General features: G+C 62.4%; 13 protein-coding genes. 8 read left to right on the top strand and 5 right to left on the bottom strand.

Translation table 11 applies throughout. The annotated features are described in order from the left end of the window. Position 1: 1 nt before the first annotated feature. Together SSA02_RS09095 and SSA02_RS09090 are read left to right on the top strand one after the other, a co-directional pair. Positions 2 to 1,006: a ferritin family protein gene (locus tag SSA02_RS09095; RefSeq protein ID WP_147093759.1), complete on the top strand. Its 1,005-nt coding sequence runs from the start codon at positions 2 to 4 to the stop codon at positions 1,004 to 1,006. Further along, positions 1,003 to 1,854: a hypothetical protein gene (locus SSA02_RS09090; RefSeq protein WP_147093758.1), complete on the top strand. Its 852-nt coding sequence runs from the start codon at positions 1,003 to 1,005 to the stop codon at positions 1,852 to 1,854. Before SSA02_RS09095 ends, SSA02_RS09090 begins: the two co-directional genes overlap by 4 nt. Before the next feature lie 68 nt (positions 1,855 to 1,922). On the opposite strand, the gene SSA02_RS09085 is transcribed toward SSA02_RS09090, so the two are convergent. The 3 genes from SSA02_RS09085 to SSA02_RS09075 all read right to left on the bottom strand — a co-directional run bounded on the left by SSA02_RS09085 (position 1,923) and on the right by SSA02_RS09075 (position 6,714). After that, positions 1,923 to 2,969 (bottom strand): Ldh family oxidoreductase, encoded by a 1,047-nt coding sequence (locus SSA02_RS09085; RefSeq protein ID WP_147093757.1) that lies wholly within the window; start codon positions 2,967 to 2,969, stop codon positions 1,923 to 1,925. A 26-nt stretch (positions 2,970 to 2,995) separates the two neighbouring features. Beyond that, the gene (locus tag SSA02_RS09080) at positions 2,996 to 4,285 is read right to left on the bottom strand and encodes a cation:dicarboxylate symporter family transporter (protein ID WP_147093756.1); all 1,290 of its coding nucleotides are present in this window, start codon (positions 4,283 to 4,285) and stop codon (positions 2,996 to 2,998) included. A 62-nt stretch (positions 4,286 to 4,347) separates the two neighbouring features. Beyond that, positions 4,348 to 6,714, bottom strand: coding sequence for a TonB-dependent receptor (locus tag SSA02_RS09075; protein WP_246103793.1), 2,367 nt, complete (start codon positions 6,712 to 6,714; stop codon positions 4,348 to 4,350). Between the two features lie 192 nt (positions 6,715 to 6,906). Between SSA02_RS09075 and SSA02_RS09070 the strand changes: the two genes are divergently transcribed. The 6 genes from SSA02_RS09070 (at position 6,907) to SSA02_RS09045 (ending at position 15,132) form a co-directional block, all read left to right on the top strand. Beyond that, positions 6,907 to 7,593, top strand: coding sequence for a GntR family transcriptional regulator (locus SSA02_RS09070; RefSeq protein WP_147093755.1), 687 nt, complete (start codon positions 6,907 to 6,909; stop codon positions 7,591 to 7,593). Between the two features lie 178 nt (positions 7,594 to 7,771). Continuing rightward, entirely contained in the window at positions 7,772 to 8,824 is a 1,053-nt protein-coding gene (gene hemC, locus SSA02_RS09065; protein ID WP_147093754.1) for a hydroxymethylbilane synthase, read from the top strand. 522 nt (positions 8,825 to 9,346) lie between these two features. Continuing rightward, a complete protein-coding gene (gene katG / locus SSA02_RS09060) occupies positions 9,347 to 11,581 on the top strand; it encodes a catalase/peroxidase HPI (protein ID WP_246103831.1) in 2,235 nt (744 codons plus the stop codon). Positions 11,582 to 11,637: 56 nt separating this feature from the next. Further along, positions 11,638 to 12,102: a pseudoazurin gene (locus SSA02_RS09055; RefSeq protein WP_246103792.1), complete on the top strand. Its 465-nt coding sequence runs from the start codon at positions 11,638 to 11,640 to the stop codon at positions 12,100 to 12,102. A 24-nt stretch (positions 12,103 to 12,126) separates the two neighbouring features. Then, the gene (locus SSA02_RS09050; protein ID WP_147093933.1) at positions 12,127 to 12,711 is read left to right on the top strand and encodes a cytochrome b; all 585 of its coding nucleotides are present in this window, start codon (positions 12,127 to 12,129) and stop codon (positions 12,709 to 12,711) included. Positions 12,712 to 12,828: 117 nt separating this feature from the next. Then, positions 12,829 to 15,132, top strand: a complete 2,304-nt coding sequence (locus SSA02_RS09045) for a TonB-dependent receptor (RefSeq protein ID WP_147093752.1) — start codon at positions 12,829 to 12,831, stop codon at positions 15,130 to 15,132. On the opposite strand, the gene SSA02_RS09040 is transcribed toward SSA02_RS09045, so the two are convergent. Further along, on the bottom strand, positions 15,123 to 16,820 hold the full coding sequence (locus SSA02_RS09040) for a GH39 family glycosyl hydrolase (protein WP_147093751.1): 1,698 nt from the start codon (positions 16,818 to 16,820) through the stop codon (positions 15,123 to 15,125). The two genes, SSA02_RS09045 and SSA02_RS09040, sit on opposite strands and share 10 nt — an antisense overlap. Positions 16,821 to 16,948: 128 nt before the next feature. After that, positions 16,949 to 18,619 carry a phosphoglucomutase (alpha-D-glucose-1,6-bisphosphate-dependent) gene (gene pgm, locus SSA02_RS09035; RefSeq protein WP_147093750.1) on the bottom strand — a complete coding sequence of 557 codons (1,671 nt, stop codon included), beginning with the start codon at positions 18,617 to 18,619 and terminating at the stop codon, positions 16,949 to 16,951. Between the last annotated feature and the right edge of the window lie 51 nt (positions 18,620 to 18,670).

Below are 18,670 nucleotides of genomic sequence, written 5' to 3'. Positions count from 1 at the left end.
CATGTCACGTCTTGAAGCGCTGTACAGCCATCTCCCCGATGCGCCGTCGGACAAAACTCTGGCGAAGGCCGATTTCGAGGCACGTCACTGGAGCAGCTCCATTCCCGGGCCTCTCAAGCCCGGCACGGAGGAGCACAAGCGTGCCGTGGCCGACATGTTCCGCGAGACTTTCAATCCCTACAAGCCGTCCGTGATCGAGTGGCCCGCGCTCGATCCGCAGACCCTGCACCGCATCACCTCCCTGCCGATCTGGGACATTGCCGTGCAGACGGAAGGCAAGGCCCGTCTGCGCATGGCGGCCTATGCCGACATGATCGACGATCCCGACATGAAGGACGCGCTGCGTCGCAATGCCTGGGAGGAAAACCGGCACAAGGAAGTGCTTTCGAAGCTCGTCGAGGCCTACAAGATCCCGATGGCACCCGAGCCGCCCTATATCGAGCCGAAAGACACGGAATGGGCCTATCTCGTCACCGGGTTCTCGGAATGCGTGGACAGCTTCTTCGCGTTCGGTCTGTTCGCCCTCGCCGAACGCGCCGGACTTTTCCCGATGGAGCTGATCGAGACCTTCGAGCCTGTCATGCAGGAAGAGTGCCGTCACATCCTGCTTTTCGCCAACTGGCTCGCCTGGCATCGCGCGACGATGCCCTGGTGGAAGCGTCCCTGGTTCGAAGCCCGCGTTCTGGGCGTCTGGGCGTTCCTCGCCTATGAGCGCATGGATCTGGCGCGCTCGATCGATGCCGAGGGCAACGAGCACACCCAGGACAACAATTTCACCGTCACCGGTGCGAAGGACATGACGGATATGGATATCGCCCTGCCGGAGCTGATGCAGCTCTGTCTGGACGAGAACGACCGGCGCTTTTCGGGGTACGATCACCGCCTGTTGCGGCCGACCACTGCTCCGAATCTGGTAAAGACGGGTCTGGGCGCCTATCGCCTGTGGCAGAAGGCATCGGGTGCTCTGCGGTCGCGCCTCGGTTCGAAGCAGCCCGTGACTGCATGAGTGCGATCGAGCCGGGTTCGGAAGACCACAAGCATTATTTCTGTCAGCAATTTCTCGACACGCATCAGGTTTTCGATCCTGAAACGCTGCCCTGGCCCGAGCTGACCGAAGAGGAGCTGGCCCGGCTCCGCGCCGTTCCCTTCTGGCAGGAGGTCTATCATACGGAGCGCCGGGCGGGGGCGATCGTCGATGCCTTCACGCCCCAGATCTCCGACCCTGTCGTTCGCGAAGCCGTACGTCTCCAGGGGTATGAGGAAGCACGTCATGCCGAGCTGATACGCGTCATGATCGAGCGTTACGGGCTCGATGCGCGCAAACAGCCGATCGAACGCTTCCCCGCCGATCTCGAAACCGCGTTCATCGATTTCGGTTTCGGTGAATGTCTCGATGCCTTTCTCGGTTTCGGGGCGTTCAAGAGCGCCCGCCAGTCGCAGTTTCTTCCGGAGGCGATGTTCGAGATCTTCGACGTTCTGATGTTCGAAGAGACGCGGCATATCGTGTTCTTCATCAATTATATGGCCTGGAGGGAAAAACGCCGTGGCCTCGGACGGGCGCGGCGTTCGGCCAAATCCTTCCGCTTCTACATGCGCGCTCTCGGGCGCCTGCTCGGTATGGTACGTCGCGGGCAGCAGCCCAATGACGGCCATGATTTCGCGGTGACCCAGACCAATCTCTTTCTCGATGGCTTTTCCTTTCGCGGGTTCGTCGAGGATTGCTATCGCGAGAATGCCCGCCGCATGACCGCTTTCGATCCCGCTCTGATGCAGCCTCGTCTGTTGCCCGGCATTGCCGATCTGGCATTGCGCGGGCTGCGCTTGTGGGACAGGCGCCGGACGAAGGCAGGATAGGGCTCCCCCCCCTAGGCTCTTCCCCCGGAGCTCTTCTTCCGGGAGCGCTCCTGCCCCGGGGCGGAACGTCATTCGCTCCGGGGGGAAAGCCCGAGAAACCGCTCCGTATCCGGATCCACCGGAATGCCGTGCTCGCTGCGTGCGTCGAAATGCGCCCATTCGATATCGCCGGGGGCTCTCGGAGGGTGCGCCGCTTCGGTTCCGGGTGATTCGTGCAGAAGCGCGAGATAGCGGTCCATTTCGGATTCGAAGGCCTCCTGCCCTATGAAACGGGCGGGATCGATGGCCAGCATGATATGGCCGACATTCTGCCGCGCCCGGCCTGTCTGGGCGTCCGAGGTCGAGGCCATGACCGGGTCGGGATCGGCGCCCGACAGGATCGCGGAGAGGATCGTCACCACGCCTGCCAGTGCCGCGCCCTTATGTCCGAATGCCGTGCCGCCCAGTGGCTGGAGAACCCGGGCACGATGCGCGTCCCGGGTCGGATGCCCTTCCTCGTCGAGTGCGACATCGGGATCGAGAGTCAGGCCGAGACTGCGGAACAGCTTCACCCGGTTGAACGGGATCGAGGAGGTCGCCATGTCGAGCAGCCACGGCCTGCGGCCGCGCACCGGCGCCGCCATCGCGATCGGGTTCGTGCCGTGAAAGGCGCCGCGCCCTCCGGCCAGGGCCACGGCCGGATCGGAGTTGCTGAGAACCAGAGCGACGAAACCCTGCTCTGCCGCAGGCAGGGCATAGGCGCCTCCTGCCCCGTAATGGGTGGAGCGATGGACCGTGACGGCACCGATTCCGCTCTGACGGGCGAGGGCGACCGCATGATCCATGGCGTCGTAGGACGCCGCATGGGCCAGACCGAAATCCGCATCGTAGCGTCCGGTAGCCGGTGCGGTCCGGACGAAATGCCTGTCCGGATGGCGGTTCACCCCTCCGTTTTCCAGCATGTCGGCGTAATAGCCGATCAGCCGGACGCCGTGACTGTCCGTGCCGAGCATCGAACCGTGCAGGAGGGCACGAACGGTCTGGGCAGCATCCTGCGGAGCGGCTCCGGCCTGTTCCAGTCTCTTCTGGCAGGCGCGCGCGAGAATCGGGGCGGCGTATCGGTTCGGATCGGTCATGGCGGGGGCGTATCGGGCCTTGTGTCTCAGGAGTTTGCCTGTTCCATTACCCGACGGGCCTGTGCCCGGTCGAGCGACCCCTCCCAGGCGGCGATGACGACCGGTGCCACGCAGTTTCCGGCGAGATTGCCCACGGCCCGGGCAATGCCGCTGAACCAGTCCACCGCAATCAGCAGGACGAGACTGGAGAGCGGGATCGACGGCGCCGCCGCCAGGGTGGCGGCAAGCACCACGATCGCGATGCCCGGAACCCCGTGCGCGCCTTTGGAGGTGATGAGCGCCGTGGCCAGCATGGACAGGATCTGGGTCACGGTCAGGGGGGTATGGGTGACCTCTGCCAGAAACACGACGGCAAAGCCGAGATAGATCGAGAGCGCATCGAGATTGAGGCTGTAGCCGGCCGGAACCACGAGTCCCACGACCTGACGCGTCATGCCGAGCGCTTCGAGCTTTGCCATGATGCTCGGCAGAACGGAGTCGGAACTCGTGGTTGCGGTGACGATCAGGATCTCCTCGCGGAAATAGCGGGCGAAGCGCAGGGGATTGAGACCGCACAGGGCCAGCAGACCGCCCAGTATGACCACGATGAAAAAACCGATCGCGGAGAAATAGAGAACGACGAAGCTTGCGAGATGAATGATCGCATCGAGCCCGTATTCGGCGACGGTGGTCGCGACCGCGCCAAAGACGCCCAGAGGCGCGGTCGCGATGATGACCCGCATCATGCGGGAAAACAGGGTAGAGAGACTCTCGATCAGCCGGGTGACCGGCGCGCCGGTCTCGCCGAGACGTGAGAGGCAGCAGCCCAGAAGCACGGCAAAGAACAGGATCTGGAGGATATTGCCTTCCGCAAACGCCGCGACCGGCGACCGGGGGACGAGATTCAGGATGAAACCCGTGAAACCCTGGGCGTGAAGGGCATGGGCGTTTGCCGCATAGCTGGCGACGGCCCGGGCATCTTCCGCGCTCGGCGTATAGTTCATGCCGCGCCCCGGATGGATCAGCAGGGCGGCCCCGACGGAGAGAAGCAGAACGAGTGTGGTCATGGCCTCGAAATAGATCAGGGAACGGCTCCCGAGCCGCCCGACGGAGCCGAGCGAGCCTGCTCCTGTGATTCCGGTCACGACGATGCAGAACAGGAGCGGCCCCACGATCATGAGGATGAGCCGCAGGAAGAGGTCGGTCAGCCATCGGCAGGACAGCGAGAGATGCGGTGCGAACAGCCCGAGGAGGATGCCGGCCAGGGTTGCCACGATGACCTGGATGAAGATGCCCGGCCTGGTCGGGGCGGCCGATGCGGTTTCGCGTGCGCTCAAGAGGGATCTCCGGTCCGGCAGGAAAATGGCTGTGTCTGGCAGGGCGACGTTTCGGATGGCGGTCAGTAGGTTACGTTGATCTTTGCGCCGACGAAACGGGGCAAACCCGGAATGACGCCATAGAAGGTCGCCTGTGTGCCGCCCGACAGCCAGTAGCGGCGATCGGCGAGATTCTGTCCGTAGACCGTCAGCGCCCAGTGCTGTCTTGGCGCGGCAAAGGTCAGGAAGGAATTGACCAGGAAATAGGCTGGCGCACGATAGATCCCGCCATCGCCGATATGCTGGGGCTGGGTCTGGGCGCCACGATAATTGTAATCGACGTCGAAGGTCATGCGGTAATCGCGAAAAACGTGCCAGCTATAGACCGCAGCACCGGAGAGCGTCAGATTGGCGAGCCCCATATTGTAGCCGTTATAGTTGGTATAGATTGGCGACCATCGGCCCGTATTGGCGAATTGCGCCGTCGTGGCGCTTCTGTTCAGGCTCTGGAACTGGGTGAAGACGCCATTCTGGTAACCGAAATTCTGTGTCAGGACGAGACCGTGGAAGGGATGCGCTTCCATGTCGAATTCCGCGCCGTAGATGTAGGAGCGCGGCGCGTTCACATAACCGCCGAGAACGCCGTAGGGAGGCACGAGGATGCTCCCGAGAATCTGCTGGTCGCGATAATCGTAATAGAATCCCGCCGCATTGAAACGCAGGCGGCGATCGAAAAGCATCGATTTGAACCCGCCTTCATAGGTCAGGACCGATTCCGGCTTGAAGGGGCGGAGCTGATTGGCGTTCTGCGTGATATTGGCCGAGAAGCCTCCGGGCTTGAATCCCTTCGAGAAGATCGCATAGCCCATGACATTGGGCGTAAACTGGTACTGCGCACCGACCCTGCCGCCGAACTGGTTCGTCAGGGCGCCGGAATTGCCGAAATTCGTCTGCCCGTAGGCAAGCCCTGTATCGAGATTGACATTGGTGCTCGTCAGATTGAGCATCTGCCGGTCGTCTGATTCATGATTGATCGCGCCGATCAGGGTCAGTTTCGGCAGGATGCGGTAGCTGAGCTGAACGTACTGGTTGAAATTCTGCTGGTTCTGCCGGTAGCTGGTCTCGTTCAGGGGCGTGGTGCCGGGGCGATCCGAACTGTCGTACCAGAAGCTCTGGGCCATGCGCGCGCGACTGTAATAAAGACCGGTCTCCCAGTGAAAGCGCGCTTTGGGATCGCGCGATTCCAGCTTCACTTCCTGCGAAAAGACATTGGTCTGGTTGTTGCGGAACATGTTGCCGAAGGATCTGACCGAGTTGGTCTGATTGGTCAGCTCGTGCTCGTCGACCATCTCATAGGCGCTCTGCGACCACAGGCGCGCCCAGGAGAACGTCTTGGTATAACGGATATTCGCGCCCCAGAAGAGATTGTCCTCGCGCGGTTTGGCATTGCCGGGATCGATTCCGATGATCTTCGCGAAACGCGGATCGAGCCCCCAGGCTGTCTGGTAGATATCGCCGGTGACGGGCACGCCGTAGGAGTTGTACAGATTATGCCCGGATGACGATTCGGACTGATCGGTGGTCCAGTGACCGCCGATATCGAGGCGAGAGGTCTCGTCGATCTGCCAGCGCAGCTTGCCGCGCAGCGCGCCGATATTGCTGTTGCCATAGCCGGTTCCCTGCGCATTGTGCTGGAATCCGCCACCGGTGAGGGATTGCCCCGCAATGCGATAGGAAACGCTGCGCGAGAGCGGCCCCGATACGAAGCCCTCGACCCGGTTGCGGCCGTAACTGGCGATATCCTCGGTCAGTCCGGTATGGAAACGTTCCGTCGGGTCTCCGGTATGGAAATTGATTTCTCCGCCCGTCGTCGACTGACCGTGCGTAAAGCCAGAGGCACCCGGTGCGACCGAGACATCGTCCATGTCGAACAATATGCCCGTCGTCATGATGCTGACCGGATAGGCGACCCCGTCGACATAGGGCATGACCGAGGGCGTGTTGTTCTGGGTGAAATCCATCAGCCCGACGCCGCGGAGCGCGAAATTGAGCGCCGCACTGCCGAAGCTCGGCTGAATCGTGAGATTGGGAGCGACACGGACGATATCGGTCATCTGCCGAACGTTCCGGTTCTGCAACTCCTGGCGAGAGAGAACGGTCTCGGAATGTGCGTTGTGCTGGCCGGCGCTGGTCACGCCCCGTCTCGCCGAGACCTGAACGGTCTCACCCCCGGCCGGTATCGGCTTGTGCGCGCCGGAGGAAACATGACGCGGGCGTACGGTCTGACGATGAGGGGTCGGGTGGTGCATGCCCGTTGTCGTGCCCTGGGCATGAGCCCCGCCGCCGGACCCGGCGAGCGAGAGCACGACGGTAATGCCAAGCGTCATCGAGGCCAGGAGGGTGGGGCGGCTGCAGGAATTCAGGAAAAAGCGTTTCGGCTGACGCGACATCGGAGGTTCCCGGCATAGGCAGGAGGCCGTGGGGCGGCTCCTGATGGACGATCTTGTATACTACTTAGAATACCTGCTGTTTCCATGCCATAACGAAATGAACCGTTTCGTTAATAAATTACAGGGTCGCGATGCGAGGCGGGCAGGATCCTTCGTCTTGCAGCGCCTCCCGGGGAGGCGCATAAAAACGTCATGGACATCACCAGACCAGAACCGGAGCGCGCGAGCGGCCTCGTCATCGAGGAGAAGATCATCCGCGCGGTGCTCTCGGGCCGGATCTCGCCCGGTGAACGTTTCGGCGAGAAGGAACTCTGCGAGATTTTCGGCGTCTCGCGCACGCTGGTCCGTGAGGCCATGATCCGACTGAGCAGCAAGGGCCTCGTGGATGTAACGCCGAGACGCGGCTGGTTCGTCATCGAGCCGAGCGTGCCGGAAGCGCGCGAGGTGATCGAGGCGAGGCGCGCCGTCGAGACGGGGCTGATCATGGATCATGAGCGGGTCGACCGGACGGCGATCCTCCGGTTGCGCCGACATCTCGTGGCACAGGAAAATGCTCTCGCGGGGCAGGATCTCGCCAGGCGATCCTATCTGCTCGGCCATTTTCACGTTCATATCGCCGACGTGCTCGGCAACTCGGTCATCGCGACGATTCTGGAGAACCTGACGGCGCGCACGGTCCTGATCGCGGCCCTCTACCAGTCCGATGAGGACGCCCAGCAATCCTGTCACGATCATGCGGCTCTCATCGAGGCGATGGATCGAGGCGATCGGGACGCCGCGCTTCGCATCACCCGCGATCATCTGGTCCATCTCGAGAGAGCCCTGCGCAATCGCGCGCGCAGCAACCGGCATGACAGATTGCACGAGGCTCTCGCCTGAGCGTGTCGTTCCGCTCTCGTTTCCCCCTTGTCCCTCTCAGATCCCCGGTCTTGCCGGGATTCGACCGCCCTTGACGCCCGGGGAGGAGACGCGACGGGAACGGAGACAGGGATAACCGTTAACTGAGCACGGAATTATCAGTTATACCGCAGAGTGCCGCGGCGTTATCCCCGTACCCATGACGATATCGCCCGCCCGATCCCCGATACACGATCTGCATGGCGCGACCACGCTGTCACCCGACGTGCTGGGGCACCCGCTTTTCGGACAGACGCTGCGTATCGGCACGCGCGCCTCTCCTCTGGCTCTGGTCCAGACGCGCAGTTTCATGGCACAGCTGGGTGAGCGCTTTCCCTTTCTCGAGCTCTTCGGCGGCCTGCGCGAGCAGCGGATATCGACCAAAGGCGACCGCGACCAGATCCGGCGGCTGGCCGAGATCGGTGGCAAGGGCCTGTTCTCCAAGGAGATCCATCAGGCGCTCCGGGCCGGTGAAATCGATTTCGCGGTGCATAGTCTCAAGGATCTCGAAACCTTCCTGCCGAACGATCTGGTTCTCGGATGCGTCCTCCGTCGGGAAGATCCGCGCGATGCGCTCGTTTTGCGCGATCGTGCCTCCCTGCGGCCGGGAGGCGACCCGCTCGATGCCCTTCCTGCGGGCGCCGTCATCGGGTGTGCCTCGATCCGTCGTCAGGCCCAGCTTCTGGCGCGGCGCCCCGATCTGCGATTCTGTCTGATCAGGGGGAATGTCCAGACGCGTCTGGCCAAGCTGGAGGCAGGGGCCTGCGATGCGACGTTTCTCGCTCTGGCCGGGCTGAACCGCCTCGGTCTGGGCGCGCGTGCCGATGTGATTTTCGAACCCGAAGACATGCTTCCTGCATGCGGTCAGGGCATGATCGGAATCACCTTGCGGCGGTCCGATGCGGGTCTCCTGTCCCTGATGCCCGCTATCGAGGACCGGGAAAGCCGGCTTGCGGCAAGGGCGGAGCGCGCATTGCTGGAAGGGCTGGACGGGTCGTGCCGGACGCCTGTCGGCGGGTTCGCCCGGATCGTGAAGGGTGAGCTCGTCCTGCACGGTCTGATCGCGGCGGAAGACGGCAGTTTCGTTCTGCGCCGCTCCCTGTCCGGCGCGCCGGAAGAGGGGGCCGGTCTGGGGGCCGAACTGGCCGCCATCCTGCGTCGCGACACGCCACCGGACTTGTTCGCACGCCTGATCGGACAGCCCGGCTGGTAACGTTCTGCCTCAGGATGGATCGCGAATGGCGGTGACGTAGCCTTGCGTTGTCCCCGGCTTTCTGTCCCCGGCTGCCGTCCCAAGGCGCAGTTTCCGGGCGCAGTTAACGGGTTCGCTTTCCGGGCGCCCTCTCCGGCTGTGCTTTCTGGCCGTCGTCTCCGCTCCCTGTGTCTCACGCCGCTGCCTCTGGCGCCGCTGTCTCTGGCGCCTCTGTCTCTGGCGCTTGCGCTCCCGTTTCATGAGTCGGTTTTTTTTCAGGGTTTCTCCCAGCCTTTCTTTCCCGCGGTCGTACCGGTGACGATCGGTCACGCGATCCCCGCGCGGGCGGATATCGCCGAGAGTCTGTCGACACCGTTCGTCCTCATGTTTCCAACGGGGTAATTCCTGTCAGAGATATAGAAACAAACGGTTGGAGCAATAAGTCGGGACTATCTAGGAGGAGGGCAACAGTAGTGGCCAATAGAGTTTCGAGGTCGCTGCTTCCTGTTGTGGAGTCCGGAAATGAAAATTCTGAAATTCGGTATGGCCGCACTGATTGCGACCACGACCCTTACGGCCACGCCGCACGCCGCCCGTGCCGATGGTATCGAAAAACCCAACGATTTCTTCTGGCCGACCCGCCTGAGTCTTGCCCCGCTGCGGATGCATGACAGTGAATCCAACCCTTACGGCGCGGATTTCGATTACACGCGCGATTTCCAGAAGCTCGATCTCGAGGCCGTCAAGGCCGACATACGCAAGATCCTGACGCAGTCCCAGCCCTGGTGGCCTGCCGATTACGGCACCTATGCGCCTTTCTTCGTCCGTATGGCATGGCACGCTGCCGGAACCTATCGTGCGATGGATGGCCGCGGCGGCGAAGAGGGTGCCGAGCAGCGTTTCGAGCAGCTCAACAGCTGGCCTGACAATGCAAGTCTCGACAAGGCGCGTCGTCTGCTCTGGCCGATCAAGAAGAAATATGGTCGCAACCTCTCCTGGGGCGACCTGATGGTCCTGACCGGAAACGTCTCGCTCGAATCCATGGGATTCAAGACGATCGGCTTTGCCGGAGGTCGTCCGGATGACTGGGAATCGGAGCTCATCTACTGGGGCCCGGGCACCAGGTTCATGACCTCGAACGTCGATGCGCAGGTAAAATCGTCGCGCGTCAATGCGGCCGGACATCTGCAGAAGCCGCTCGCCTCGACCACCAAGGGGCTCATCTACGTCAATCCGGAAGGGCCGAACGGTGTGCCTGATCCGGCCGAATCCGCCAAGATGATCCGGCTTGCCTTCGGACGCATGGCGATGGACGACGAGGAAACCGTCGCACTCATCGCAGGCGGCCATACCTTCGGCAAGTCGCATGGCGCCGCGCCCGCCGATAAATGCGTCGGTGCCGCACCCGCCGGTGCACCGGTCGAGCAGCAGGGGCTTGGCTGGGCGAATCATTGCGTCAAGGGAAAGCTCAAGGCCACGGATGCCATCACGAGCGGTCTGGAGGGCGCCTGGTCGGCCGATCCGATCCACTTCACCTCGCAATATCTCGACAATCTTCTCGGGCATGACTGGGTAAAGACCAGGAGCCCGGCCGGCGCGGTGCAGTGGAAGCCGAAGGATGCCGAAAACATCGTTCCCGATGCGAGCGACCCGAACAAGCTGCATCCGCTGATGATGTTCACCACCGATATCGCGCTGAAGACCGATCCGGCCTATCACGCCATCATCGCACGCTGGGCGCAGCATCCCGAGCAGTTCGCCGATGCCTTCGCCCGGGCCTGGTTCAAGCTCACCCATCGCGACATGGGACCGAAGTCGCGCTATTTCGGATCCGAGGTTCCGGCCGCCGATTTCCTCTGGCAGGATCCCCTGCCTGCCGCCCAGGGGGCTGCCGTCAACAAGGCGGATATCGAGACCCTCAAGCACATGATCGCCGGTTCGGGGCTGTCCGGACGCGAGATGATCAAGACGGCCTGGGCGTCGGCTGCGTCTTTCCGCACATCCGACCATCGTGGCGGCGCCAACGGGGCGCGGATCCGCCTTGCCCCTGAGAGCAACTGGGCGGTGAACGATCCGTCCGAACTGCGCAAGGTCCTGCCGCGTCTCGAGGCGATCCAGAAGCGCTTCAACGCGGGCGATCATCAGGGGCGGAAGGTTTCGCTCGCCGATGTCATCGTGCTTGCCGGCAATGTCGGGGTCGAGCAGGCGGCCAGAAAGGCCGGTGTCACACTCGACCTGCCTTTCGCGCCCGGTCGTGTCGATGCCACAGCCGCGCAGACCGACAAGGCTTCCTTCTCTCTGCTCGAGCTCGATGCGGATGCCTTCCGCAATTATTACCGCTCGGTGCCCGACGAGAAATCGCCGACCCAGATGCTTGTCGATCGGGCGAGCAATCTCGAGCTGACGGTGCCTGAGATGACGGTGCTTCTCGGTGGGCTGCGTGTTCTCGACGTGAATAGCGGTCACTCGCAGCAAGGCGTGCTCACGACCCATCCGGGAACGCTGGACAACGCCTTCTTCGTCAACCTGCTCGACATGTCGACACGCTGGCAGAAATCCTCTGCCCGGCCCGGGGTCTATGAAGGTTTCGACCGCGAGTCCGACAAGAAGCGCTGGAGCGCCTCCTCGGTCGATCTGATCTTCGGAGCGAATGCCGAACTCCGCGCCGTTGCCGAGGTCTATGCCTCCGATGACGGGCAGAAGAAGTTCGTCAACGATTTCGCCAAGGCCTGGACGAAGGTCATGACCCTCGATCGTTTCGACCTGCGTCGCGACTGATCCTCTCCCGAAACCCGGCCCGCCTGCCTCTTCCGGACGCAGGCGGGCCTCCCATCATGAGACACACGATCATGCGTCATGCGCTTTCCGCTTCCCTTTTTCTTGCGTCTCTCGTCGCTGCAGGGGCCGCATCTCCGGCCAACGCCGCCACGGTGGACGTCCGTATGCTCAGCCACACGAAAGAAGGCGGACGCGGTTTCGACCCGGCCGTCGTCCATATCCATTCCGGCGATACCGTCCATTTCATCGCCGCCGATCCGGGGCACAACGTCCAGTCGATCCCGGGCATGATCCCGGAGGGCGCGCAGGGTTTTTCCGGCCGGATCGGACATGATCTGAACGTGACTTTCACGAAGCCCGGCCTGTATGGCTACAAATGCCTGCCCCATTATTTCCTGGGCATGGTCGGGCTTGTCGAGGTGGACAATGCCGATAACGAGGCGAAGCTCAAGGCAGTCTCCCAGCCCGGTGCGGCCAAGGCGCGCTTTGCGAAGCTCTTCGACGATGTCGATCATCACTGAGCCGGAACGGGTCCCGTGAGCGCGATGGCGCGGTATTCCGCTGTGGCGATCGGCTTGCACTGGGCCATCGCCGCCCTGGTGGGGACCCAGATCGTCATCGGCCTCGCCATGGTTCATCTCGCTCTTCCGGGCGAGCTGTCGTTTTCCGTTTTCCTGACCCACAGGGCGCTGGGCGTGACGATTCTGGCTCTGGTCGCATGTCGCATCGCATGGCGCCTGACCCATCGACCTCCCGCCCTGCCGTCCTCCTGTTTCCATGCCGGGCCTGTGCCGTCGCTTCTCCCACGGCTCGCATCGGGGACTCATGGCGGACTTTATGTCTGCCAGATCCTGTCCCCCCTGACCGGCTGGGCTCTGGCCTCGATCGACGATCCCGACATGCCGATCGGCGTTTTCGGCCTGTTCGACTGGCCGCTCCTGCCGCTCTCCGGCGCAATCCGGTTCGAGCCCGTGCTCGGGGTCGTGCATCGCTGGTCCGGATGGATGTTTGCCGCGCTGATCGTACTCCATGCGGGAGCGGCGCTCTGGCACGGTCTGGTGCGACGCGACGGGGTCATGCGGCGCATGATGTTCGCAGGGGATGTTGGAAAGAAAAAAACACCGAAATGATATTCATGTGTCGTTCGTGAATATTATACTGTCACCGATATGAAATTTATCTGAATCGGTAGAAGGAATGCATATTTCTGCCTAATCCGGGTTTTTCCTGTTCAGCCGGATTCTGCGATGAGATATTTTCTTTCTTCGACGATACTCGCTTTCGGGTATCTTTCTTCTGCACTCGCTCGTGGTTCCGAACCTCCCCCGGCACTGCGTCCGGCCGACAAGGCTCCGGTCGAGCATGTACGGGTCACGGCACGCCATCATCAGGCCGGTGGAGGGATGATGGTCGTGCATACCGTGCCCAAGACCGTCAGCACCCTGACCTCGGACTTCATCTCGAAGCAATCGCCCATGTCTACCCCTGCCGGGCTGATTGCCAACCTGCCCGGCGTCGTCGCCTCGAGCCAGGGCCCTCTGACGACATCGTTCGAATCCTTCCATATCCGCGGACTGGACCGGACGGAGATCGGAGTGATCTATGAGGGGATTCCTGCCGCCAATCCGTTTACCTACAGCGTCTATACGACGTCCATGGTCGATCCCGAGAACATGGGGGCCATTTCGGTCATGCAGGGATCGTCCGATATGAATGCGCCGGTCTATAATGCTGTCGGAGCCCAGATCAGCATGAGCCTGCGTCGGCCCGCGACCCATCCGGTGCTTTTTGGTCAGGCCTCGGGCGGAACGCGCAGCGTGAACAAGGAATTCGTCCGTTTCGATACCGGAGAGATCGGACACAGCAAGGTTTACGGCTTCGTCTCGGGTTCGTATTCCAGCGGCAATCTCTGGCGTGGCCCCGGATCGGTGAGCCGGTGGCATATGGATGCTGCCCTGACGCGTCAATGGGGCCACAAGAGCGAGTCCGAGCTGGTCTTCGGCTACACCAAGGCCGACCAGACATCCTGGCTCTATCCGACCCAGGCGCAGTGGCAGCAATACGGCATAGGATACACGGCCAATACCGATCCGACGTCGCCGGGCTATTACCAGATCTACAAATCCAATACCGGCACCGTCTTCGGTGCACTCAAGAACCATTTCGCCTTCGCTCATGGTCTCTCGCTCGACGCCACCGCCTATTCGGTCCGGTTCAACGGACCTTACAGCTGGGGTACGCCGGTTCCCGTATCGAACGGGTATCTGGGCACGCAGCGCTACGATCATCTCGACGGTTATCCGCCCTCCTCCCGGAGGATCCAGGCCGTGGTGAACAATCCCTGGTTCACGATCTCATCGGGTCTCAGCCTTGTCGGTCGCTGGCAGAAATCCTTCAATACGCTCAGCGTTTCCTACTGGTATTCCTATGCGAACCAGGCGGTGGAGCGTTATTATTATCCGCTCAGCGCCCAGGGCCAATGGACGCGGTCTTCGGGATATCTGACGGTTTTCGGCGGAAGGCGCCTGACCGAAGACGCGCAGAATGCGATGCAACAGCTCAACGCCATCGCGCTCAACGACCGGATCAGTCTTCTCGGCGGGAAGCTGACCGTGGATGCAGGGCTGAAAACGGCCATGGTCAGCCGACAATACACGATGGACCTGCCCGGAGCCGATCCCTACAAATCCGTGCGCAATGTCTTCGTCCCGGTGCCCCAGATCCTGCTCAGCTACCGTTTCGCCGACGCGCATCAGATCTATGTCAACGGGACCACAGGGTATCGCATGCCCAATACCCTGTCCTCGCAGGTCTCGACCTATTCCGTGTTCACGGGCAGGCCGCAATCCCGGCCGCTCGACCCATACGAGCCGGAATACATGATCGGGGAGGAAATCGGCTATCGCTATTCCGGCGCCCTGATCGCCAATCTCGCCTATTTCCACTACAACATGACCCATCACCAGATCACGAGTACGAGCTACGTTCCCGGAACGACGAACCTGATTTCACAGGCGATCGATGCGGGCGGGCAGTCGGCGGACGGTGTGCAGCTCGAGCTGGGGACGCGCCCCTGGCATGGGCTCAGTCTGCATGCGTCCGGCCAGTTCATGAAAAGCAGGATCGGCAACAACATTGCCTATCAGGGTGACTATCTGCCGACCAAAGGCAAGCAGGAGCCCGGCGCGCCCAGATTCCTAGCGAATTTCGGGCTGAGTTACGATGACGGAGCCAATTTCGGAACGTTCAATTTCCGCTATTCCGATGCGCAATACGCCACGCTCATGAACGATCAGGGTATTCCCGCCTATATGACGGCCGATCTCTCTCTCGGACGGAGGCTGCCGAAGATCGGGCGTGTTGCGCCCTCTCTCCAGCTGAACCTGATCAACGTGACCGATCAGCATTATCTCTCGTCTGTTTACGGCTACACGGCGGCGGCCAGACCCCAGCGCGGCGTGTTCGGCAGTCGGCTTGCCGGGTCGCAGCCGACCTATGAGATCGGCTCCGGTTTCGCGGCGATCGTCGGTCTGTCCGCAACCTATGAGTGATCGGCCCGGGAGTGATCGGTCGCGTCAGGCGAGGACACGTTCCGGCGAGAACCCTGCGCGGGAATCTCAAGCAGGGCGAGGCTCTCCGGTGGCAGGGTCACGACGCAGCGATCCGCCGCCCTGCATTCGGGGGCGGTCCGGGGTGACGGCAGACGGGCTGCCGATCTCAGGGCTCGGGCCTGAGCCTCTGTCGGGGTGTCGGGGCGCCCCATGGCGTCGAAGCGTGCAGTGGCCGTTCCATGATCGCGATCCAGAATCACGATCCGTGCCTGCGTGGTGTCCGACACGCCCTCGAGCCTGAGGGCGACCGTCTTTTCTCGCGCGTTGTCACGGTTCCACAAGGCCAGGGCGAGTGTGCCCGACCTGCGTCGCGTTGCGAGAATATCGGCATTCGAGGGGGTCTTCAGGCGCTGCGTGCCCAGACGGTGAAGCAGGGCGAAAGCGTTGAAAGCGGGTTTGGGGATGCCATGCGTGCTCAGCAGGCCATAGGCCCCGGGCAGCTCGTTTTCCATGATGCCCTGCTCCTCGAAATCATCGGAAAACGTCCAGTAGGACATGAGGGGAGCGAGACCGTCGCAGTCCCGGATCGTCTCGGCCAGCCAGGGAGCGATCCAGGGACGATCCGCGCTGCCGTTGTGAATGTCCCAGTCGGCACCGAATTCGGAGATATAGAGCGGCAGGCCGGGGCGGGCGGAACGATCGACGATCTCCCGGGCGTGGCGCGTCGCATCGCAGACGGTATTGCCTGTATTCCGGGGCGAGGAAGGGAGGCGAAGCAGAGCGGGCGGATCGTTCGCATAGATATGGGTCGAGACGAAATCTGCGGGAACATGCGCCCGGGCCACATGGTCGGTGAATTCCCTGACCCAGTGTATTGCCCCGGTTGCGGGGCCGCCGACCTTCAGGGCCGGATCGACGCTCTTGATGGTGCGTGCCGTATTGTCATACAGGGCGAAATAGCTGGCCATGCGCGGCGTGCCCGTCCATGTCGCCTGATCCGGCTCGTTCCAGACCTCGAACGGCCAGCGCCGGATTTCCTCCCGACCGTATCGTGTCTCGAGATGGGTGACGAAGGCATGGATGAGGGCGTTCCATTCCGCCATGCGTGCCGGGGGCGTCACATTGGCCCGATACCAGAGCGTTCCCTTGCTGAAATCGGTGACCGGTCTTGCGGGTTCGTTCTCGCCGGTTTTCGTGAGCGGTTCCAGACCGCCATTGCGACGAAGCGGATTGCTGCCGAGCAGGCTGGGCATGAAGGAAAGCTCGACATAAGGCCGGAGATGATGGCGCAGGAGACTGTCATAGACGGCATCGATCTTGCGGAAATTATAGCGCACGCCACCGGTTCCGTCCGGTATCACGATTCCCATGCTGTCATCGAAAATCCCGTGGAACCGCACATAACCGAAACCCGTGGCTGCACGCGCGCGGTCGGCATTCCTGAGATAGCCTTCCGTCAGGACCATATCCGCGCGATCCGATCCGAAGCTTTTCTCCCAGCTGTGAACGAAGGGCGACCCGGCGGCGCGCGTGTCGATCTCGATCTCTTTATCACACGTCGGGCCCGGTAATTGCCCGTCCGTCCGCCCGGGCGGCGCAACGGCTGCGAGGGCTGTGGTTCGCCCCTGAGGCAGGGCGCCGAAAAGCGAGAGTACCGTGAGCGTGACGAGATGTCGCGAGAAGCGCATACCGACCCTTTCTGTCCGTTGTCCCGTGCCTTCTGTCTTCCCGGGGTTTTCGTCATCCGCTGGTTGCGAAAACCCCCGGGTGAGAAGGCCGGGAGGGGGGCGCGCAAGGAGGGCGCCCCGGGCGCGCGTCAGTTTTCCGGGCGCGCATCGGTCTTTTGCGCGAACAATGCGGAAATGGCCGACTGGGCGTCGGTCTGGATCTGACGCAGATGGGCCTCGCTGACGAAGCTCTCGGCATAGATCTTGTAGACATCTTCCGTCCCCGAGGGGCGCGCGGCAAACCAGCCGTTTTCCGTGGTGACCTTGAGACCGCCGATCGGCGCATCGTTGCCCGGCGCACGCGTGAGCTTGGCGGTCACCGCGTCTCCGGCCAGATGGGTCATGGGAAGCTGCTCCGGGGTGAGCTTCGACAGGATGGCTTTCTGTGCCGGGTTCGCCGCCGCATCGATCCGCTGGTAGAAGGGGGCGCCCAGTTCGGCCGTCAGGGCATGATAATGCTCTGCCGGCGTCTTTCCCGTGACTGCGGTGATCTCGGCAGCGAGAAGGCCGAGAATGAGCCCGTCCTTGTCCGTCGACCAGACGCTGCCGTCCTGCCGGAGGAAAGAGGCGCCTGCGCTCTCCTCGCCGCCGAAACCGAGCGTGCCGTCATAAAGACCGTCGACGAACCATTTGAACCCGACCGGCACTTCGACGACAGAGCGTCCGATCCTGTTCGCGACGCGGTCGATCAGGGCCGAGCTGACCAGCGTCTTGCCGATCCTGGCGGTCGCGGGCCAGGCCTTGCGATGGGTGAAGAGATACCAGATGGCCACGGCCAGATAGTGATTCGGGTTCATCAACCCGTCGGGACGGGCGACGATGCCGTGCCGATCCGCATCGGTATCGGTCGCGAAAGCGACATCGAATTGCGACCCCATGCCGATCAGACGTGCCATCGCATAGGGGGAGGAGCAATCCATGCGGATCTGTCCATCCCAGTCGGCCGTCATGAATCCGAAAGCCGGATCGAGCGCATCGCTGACGATCGTGGCCTTCAGATCGTAGCGCCGGATGATCGCAGGCCAGTAATCCAGAGCGGCACCGCCCAGCGGGTCGATGCCGATACGGATCGGCGCGTTGCGGATCGCCTCCATGTCGATCACTGCGCCCAGATCCTCGACATAGGGCGTGATGAAATCATGGCCCTGCACGCAATCGGCGCGGCGCGCCTCCTCATAGGGCAGGCGGCGGACATCCTGAAGGCCGGACGTCAGGAACGCATTGGCCATGGTCTGGATGGTTCCCGTGATGTCGGTATCGGCGGGACCGCCATGGGGGGGATTGTATTTGAAACCGCCATCGACTGGCGGATTATGCGACGGGGTGATGACCACGCCGTCGGCCAGACCCGTATCGCGCCCCCTGTTGTAGGAGAGGATCGCATGCGAGACGACCGGGGTCGGGGTGAAACGCCCGTTGGCATCGATGCGTACCTCCACGCCATGCGCGGCGAAGACCTCGATCGCCGAACGCTGCGCCGGTTCGGACAGGGCATGGGAATCGATGCCGATGAACAAAGGCCCGTCGATGCCCCGTTCCTTGCGATGGCGGCAGATTGCCTCGCAGATGGCGAGAATATGGTTCTCGTTGAAGCTGGTATGGAGCGAGGAGCCGCGATGCCCCGACGTTCCGAACGAGACACGCTGGGTCGCGATGGCCGGGTCCGGCTTGCGGTTGTAATACGCGCTGATCAGGGCCGGAATATCCGCAAGATCGGACGGTGGCAGTGTCTTGCCGGCGAGAGGGCTTACGGAAGTCATGGAAACACGGTCCTCGATCGAAAAACGGTGGGATCTCTTCAGGTGAAACCG

This window comes from Swaminathania salitolerans (assembly GCF_007988945.1).
GTDB classification, from domain to species: domain Bacteria; phylum Pseudomonadota; class Alphaproteobacteria; order Acetobacterales; family Acetobacteraceae; genus Swaminathania; species Swaminathania salitolerans.
This window is presented reverse-complemented; position numbering and strand designations above follow the sequence as displayed.